This window comes from Pseudomonas defluvii (assembly GCF_001695625.1).
In the GTDB taxonomy this organism is placed as follows: Bacteria; Pseudomonadota; Gammaproteobacteria; order Pseudomonadales; family Pseudomonadaceae; genus Aquipseudomonas; species Aquipseudomonas defluvii.
This window is the reverse complement of record NZ_MBPN01000196.1, coordinates 1-4,351: the sequence shown is the minus strand read 5'-3', so window position 1 is coordinate 4,351 and position 4,351 is coordinate 1. Positions and strand designations below refer to the sequence as shown.

Annotated in this window: 4 protein-coding genes and 1 pseudogene; 1 reads left to right on the top strand and 4 read right to left on the bottom strand. The window is 58.1% G+C overall.

What is annotated here, in order from left to right:
- The 3 genes and pseudogenes from EKA13_RS26065 to istA all read right to left on the bottom strand — a co-directional run.
- Positions 1-85, bottom strand: a pseudogene (locus EKA13_RS26065) (Tn3 family transposase); the annotation flags it as partial.
- A 189-nt stretch (positions 86-274) separates the two neighbouring features.
- Complete coding sequence (gene istB / locus EKA13_RS26060; protein ID WP_010454871.1) at positions 275-1,078, bottom strand: IS21-like element ISPst3 family helper ATPase IstB; 804 nt, start codon at positions 1,076-1,078, stop codon at positions 275-277.
- Positions 1,071-2,570, bottom strand: a complete 1,500-nt coding sequence (istA, locus tag EKA13_RS26055; RefSeq protein ID WP_100250165.1) for an IS21-like element ISPst3 family transposase — start codon at positions 2,568-2,570, stop codon at positions 1,071-1,073. The genes istB and istA overlap by 8 nt, the downstream gene beginning before the upstream one ends.
- 156 nt (positions 2,571-2,726) lie before the next feature.
- Between istA and EKA13_RS26050 the strand changes: the two genes are divergently transcribed.
- Positions 2,727-3,572 carry an AraC family transcriptional regulator gene (locus tag EKA13_RS26050; protein WP_003464995.1) on the top strand — a complete coding sequence of 282 codons (846 nt, stop codon included), beginning with the start codon at positions 2,727-2,729 and terminating at the stop codon, positions 3,570-3,572.
- 29 nt (positions 3,573-3,601) lie between these two features.
- On the opposite strand, the gene EKA13_RS26045 is transcribed toward EKA13_RS26050, so the two are convergent.
- Positions 3,602-4,120, bottom strand: coding sequence for a YkgB family protein (locus tag EKA13_RS26045; RefSeq protein ID WP_003464991.1), 519 nt, complete (start codon positions 4,118-4,120; stop codon positions 3,602-3,604).
- Positions 4,121-4,351: the final 231 nt, after the last annotated feature.

Sequence of the window (4,351 nt, the reverse complement as noted above, 5' to 3'; positions counted from 1 at the left end):
GCGCAGCCCGTTCCAGATAGACCGTGTTCCACAACACGACGGCAGCCGTTACCAGATTGAGGCCGCTAGCCCGGTAGCGCTGTTGGCGCTGATGGAAAATTGACCCACCCTGCCGATTGAAATTTGACCCAGGGCGGATTGCTGATTTTGTTACCAGCAACTGTGGATAAGTCTACCAGCGCAGCTGCTGTTGCCCCCACTCCTTCGCTAGCCCAGTTCAGTTGTTTAAGACCTGCCACACGCAGCCATGTAGCAGGCCGTCGTCGCCATGAAATCAGAACGGCTCATCGTCCTCCGGTTCCTGGCCGCCCTTACGCTTTCGCTCCCGTGATTTGATCTTGGCCTGGGCCGCCAAGCTACTGTGTTGCAGGCGATAGGACTCGTTACCGGTTTCGACGATGTGGCAGTGGTGGGTCAGCCGATCCAGCAGGGCGGTGGTCATCTTGGCGTCGCCGAACACGCTCGACCATTCGGCGAAGCTCAGGTTGGTGGTGATCACCACGCTGGTGTGTTCGTACAGCTTGGATAGCAGGTGAAACAGCAACGCACCGCCGGCCTGGCTGAAGGGCAGATAACCCAGTTCGTCGAGGATGACCAGATCCATGCGCAGCAGAGCTTGGGCGATCCGCCCGGCTTTGCCGTCGTGCTTTTCGCGCTCCAGCAGATTGACCAGATCGACCGTGGAGTAGAAGCGCACGCGCTTGCCGTGCCGGGTGATGCCGGACACGGCCAGCGCAGTGGCCAGGTGGGTTTTACCGGTGCCAGGCCCACCGATCAGCACCACGTTCTGCGCGGTGTCGGTAAAGGCCAGACTGGCCAGTTCGCTGATCAAACGAGCGTCTGCGCTGGAGGCGCTGAAGTCGAAGCCGGCCAGGTCGCGGTGCATCGGCAGCTTGGCCATGTTCATCTGGTGGCTCACCGAGCGCATGGCGCGATCTGTGTGCTCTTGTTCCAGCAGGTGTTCGAGCAGCCACTTGGACGAGGCTGTGTTCGACTCACCCTGCGCAGTCAACTCCGCCCAGGCCGTGGCCATGCCGTGCAGGCGCAGCTCCTTGAGTTCCGCCATCAAATCACGCATGACCGATCTCCTCGGTCTGGCCACGCAGGCGGTCGTAGCGCGCCGTGTTAGCGACGGGGGCTTCCTTGAGCGACAAGTGGGTTTCGACGCTGGGTGGTGGTTCGGTCGCGGCCAGGCGCGCCACGACATTGAGGATGTGTTCGGCGCTCAGGCTGCCGCTTTCCAGTACCAGCTCAACAGCCACCAGCACCGCATCGAGCCCGGCGACCGGTACGGCAGCCAGAACTTGCGCCATGATCCGGTCACCGCCGGCATGACGCCCCAGACCGTGCTTAAGCTGACGCAGCGGCGCCGGCAGATCAGCAAAGGGCGCGCCGTTGCGCAGCGCACCGGGCTTGCGTTCGATCAGCGGGAGGTAGTGCTGCCAGTCATAGCTGACCTGGTCGCGATCCAGCAAGCGGACATGGCTGGCGATCAGCGCGTCGTCAGCCACCACCTCGATTCGCGTCGGATACAAACGGCTGCTGACCCACTTACCCGCATACTCACACGGCACCGAGTAGCGGTTGCGCCCGACGCTGACCAGGCAGGTGCTGGAGACCCGCGCAGGCCGCTCGACGTAACCGTCGAATGGCGCTGGCACAGGCATCAGTTCAGCGCGCTCCAACTCCAGCACTTCGGCCACACTCAGCCCGCTGTATTGAGGGTGCGTCAGCTCGTTCCAAAGCGCGCGGCAGCGCTGGCCCAGCCAGGCATTGAGATCCTCGAAGGAGTGAAACTGGCAGTCCTGGGCGTCTAGCCAGATACGCCTGCGGCTGTCTTGCACGTTCTTTTCAACGATGCCCTTTTCCCAACCAGCGGCGACGTTGCAGAAGTCCGGATCGAACAGGTAATGCGCGCACATCACCGCAAAGCGCGCATTCACCGCCCGGCCTTTGCCCTTATTGACCTTGTCGACGGCGGTCTTCATGTTGTCGTAGATGCCCCGGCGCGGCACGCCGCCCAAGGAGCCGAACGAGCGTGTATGGGCGTCAAATAACATCTCATGGCCCTGGCTCGGATACGCCACAAGCCAGAACGCACGGCTGGCACACAGCTTCAGATGTGCCACCTGCATACGCCGGTAAATGCCGCCGACCAGCAAGCCTTCCTCGCTCCAGTCAAACTGAAACGCCTCGCCAAGAGCAAAGGTCAGCGGCACAAAGGCCTGCGACGCCTTGCCCTGTCCCCCTCGCCAGGCACGGATAAACGCGGTGAGCTGGCTGTAGCCACCGTCATAACCTTCGGCTTTGATTTGCGCCAACAGCGCCTTGGCACTGCGCCGCTGTTGCTTGGGCCGCAGCGAATCGGCTTTTAGCGCCTGCTCCAGCGTGGCGTGAAAAGGGCTGAGTTTGTTGAAGATCGCGCGGCGTTGGTAGACCGGCGGCTTGGCCTCAGGTGCTCTGACCCACTTGCGAATCGTGTTGCGCGCCAACCCGGTGCGCTTGGCTATCTCATGCAGCGACAGCTTGTCGCGGAAATACATCCGGCGAATTTTGCCCATCATTTCCATACTGATCACCCTGTGTTCTCCTGCTCAAAAATTGAGCAGAAGCAGTTGAACACCTGGGTCAGTTTTCAGTCGGCAGAACAGCCTCTACTGGGTCAGTTTTCGGTCAGCGGCAACAATGGTATGGTCTGTGCGTTCTGACTCGTCAAGGATCGGCCAATGGATCGTTTGTCTAATTTGCTCTCGCGGTTCGGCGTGCGGGCCAATCTGTTCTATGACGGCGACCTATGCGGCTCTGCATCTTACGATGGCGCCGAGCGGCGAGGTTATATCCATCTGCTTCAGGCCGGCAGCGTGACGTTGCTTGGTCCCGATCGCAAGGATTTGCAGCTCACTCGCCCTAGCTTGATTTTTATGCCACGCCCCGCCAAGCATCAATTGTTTGCGGGTGAGTCCGATGGCGCAAAGTTGTTGTGTGCTTCCATGGAGTTTGAGGGCGGAATTGATAATCCTTTGTCGGCTTCATTACCGGACTGTTTGGTGCTCGCACTCGATGATCTGCCCATGCTGGCAGACACGTTGGAGTGGATGTTTGCCGAGGCGGCAAATGTGCATTGTGGAAGGGAAGCCGCGCTTGAGCGCTTATTTGAGCTCCTAATCATTCTGTTGCTCCGTTACCTGCTCGATCATCACCAGTTGCGCACCGGAATGATGGCTGGACTGGCCGACATGCGGCTTGCCCGATCGCTTTTACAGATGCACAACTCCCCGGAACATGCCTGGTCAATAGCAGAGCTGGCCAGTGAGTCAAATATGTCACGCGCTGCGTATGCCGTGCATTTCAAGAGTGTCATCGGACAGACGCCTGCTGATTATTTGTTGAGTTGGCGAGTTAGCCTGGCTCAGAAGCTGATGCGAGAAGGGCGCTCGATTACGCTGATTGCAGCTCAAGTCGGCTACGAAAGTCCTTCGGCGCTGTCTCGCGCATTTAGACGCAAGACGGGGTTGAGCCCTCGTGACTGGTTGAAAGATCTGGCGGGGGAAAATGATGGCAAAAAGGCCTAAGGCATTACTGCCTTAAGCCATTGAAAAAATTATGCATTAATTTTACGTTTTTCCAGTTCAACCAGCGAATGGCCTGCCACAAATATCGAAACAGCAAGCAACCCTAAGTCTTTAAGCAGAAACTGACCTGGCGCAACGGAAATCGCCGGAAACCCTAAACTAGGCTCAATGACGCCCGGAGTGGAAAACATAAAGCTAAGGGTTGTGAAGAACAGGCCTGCAGACAGAGCGCCTCCTACCACGGATAGTTTGGGCGACAGCATGCGGCCTGCGATCAGAGTGCCGATCGAAATCTCTAGTATGCCGAGCAGGCTGGAGAACATGTCGACCGAAAAAATGCTATACACCCATCCCAAAAGCGGGCTGTTGCTCACCAGTGGAACCAGGCCCTCGGCCTCGTAGTGGGTAAATTTCATGCCGCCGAACCAGAAGTAAATAATAGCGAGAGCCAAGTACGCGCCATAGATACCTAGCCCCATAGTTTTGGTTCCAAGCGTTAAGTGGGCCTGTACGCTGGACTTCGAGTTTTCAATGCCTATGGTTTTCATGTCTGAGCTTCCAGTAGTGAGTGAGAGTGTGTTGGCTGCCGAACGCCGTATGCGTTGGCGATGAGATGATTATGGCTGGCATCTCTAATCAAGAGGCATCAGAAAGTATTGATTTCAGTGCAGATCGTCTTGGGCGGTGCAATTCGCGATGAAGGGGGTCGCCTCAGAAAACGGAAAATAAAGCACGCTAAGCCGGTTGCAGCGGTCGTAGCGGCCTGAACTTGCCCGCGC

Bases quoted from the DNA above. Each gene is read 5' to 3' on its own strand.
- istB (WP_010454871.1), bottom strand. From the start codon at position 1,078: ATGCGTGATTTGATGGCGGAACTCAAGGAGCTGCGCCTGCACGGCATG.
- istA (WP_100250165.1), bottom strand. From the start codon at position 2,570: ATGGAAATGATGGGCAAAATTCGCCGGATGTATTTCCGCGACAAGCTG.
- EKA13_RS26045 (WP_003464991.1), bottom strand. From the start codon at position 4,120: ATGAAAACCATAGGCATTGAAAACTCGAAGTCCAGCGTACAGGCCCAC.
- EKA13_RS26050 (WP_003464995.1), top strand. From the start codon at position 2,727: ATGGATCGTTTGTCTAATTTGCTCTCGCGGTTCGGCGTGCGGGCCAAT.